We start from the raw sequence: 1110 nt of genomic DNA, 5'->3' as shown, positions 1-1110 counted from the left end.
TGATAATCTCTGCTTCTGGGTAACGAGACTTGAGAAACTGTACTTGTTGCTCAAGATCGGCTTTTTGAGAGCGGCTTGAAACTCTGGCATACAAAATGGTAGATCTTTCGTCTTTGCCAGTTTTTGTTGTTGGAATAGAGACGACTGAGTCCAAGTCGTATCGTCAAAGTCCTCCAGGTGTCTTAATTCCTTGGATTTTCCCTTCTTCAAGCCACATCTCTTGTGTCCTGGTGCTGACCCCAAGTCTTGTTGAGGCGACTCGGGGCGGGACGTAATTGACTGATCCATCCATCGCTATTTGTATTGACTACAAATACAGATAAATACAGTTTGTCGTTAAATGTCAAGTATGTCGGAGAAAATATTTACCAGGAAGTTGCTCCTTGGAGAGTCTAGAATTGGTGGTTAAGAGTTCAGCGGTGCGTTGTTCAATCCGTCGTTCTAGCTCAAGGCTGGCTTGTCGCAACTTTTGGATCAGCTTCTGATTCTGGTCTTTTATCCAGCCGAGCCGCACAGCCAGTAAGACCACAACTAGAATCCCCAAACTCACCTCTACTGAACCCCCGGTTAAACTCGGTGAACCAACGTGAACAGCAGAGGCATAGATCAGGTAAATTGCCCATACTGTGGCACTGGTAACTCCAGCAAGTAATCCGTCGATACTGGCAGTTAGGGCAACAGCAAAGAAAAGAAGTATAAAGGGAGTTGGAACAACAAACCCAAACTGCCGTAGGGTTTCAATCCAGAAAATCATGCCTAAAACCGCCACTCCACCAATCCAGAAAGGCGGTTGCAGTCTGGGTAAGGGGCTAGGCAAGCGCATTTAAAAGTTGTAGTTGTAACTCATTAGTTGAATCACTGACCCATCTTGGGATAAATCCCCTGAGCTAATCGTAATGGTATCGTTTTTGGCACGGCGTATGGGTGTGTCCTTCATCAATGTTAAGAACTCCTCCACTGGCAAAATATCACACTGTTCGGCATCAGCGGCCTTGGTTCGGAAATGAGTAGGAATCATGATCTTGGCCTTAAGGAAATCAAATGCCTGTTTAGCTTCTTGAGGGGTGTAGGCTTTTGGTCCCCCTCCCACTGGAATCAAAGCTAAATCAG

General features: G+C 45.9%; 2 protein-coding genes and 1 pseudogene. All 3 read right to left on the bottom strand.

Annotated elements, in window-relative coordinates; translation table 11 throughout:
* Window positions 1–288, bottom strand: a 288-nt coding sequence (locus F6K49_RS51910) for a hypothetical protein (RefSeq protein ID WP_293110842.1), incomplete at its 3' end; no start/stop codon positions are given.
* Window positions 289–343: 55 nt separating this feature from the next.
* On the bottom strand, window positions 344–823 hold the full coding sequence (locus F6K49_RS51905; protein WP_293110840.1) for a hypothetical protein: 480 nt from the start codon (window positions 821–823) through the stop codon (window positions 344–346).
* Window positions 824–1110: pseudogene (locus F6K49_RS51900) on the bottom strand (Zn-dependent hydrolase); the annotation flags it as partial.

Source organism: Moorena sp. SIO3I6 (assembly GCF_010672095.1).
Note: the sequence above shows the minus strand (reverse complement) of the source record. Positions and strands in the feature narration are given on the sequence as shown.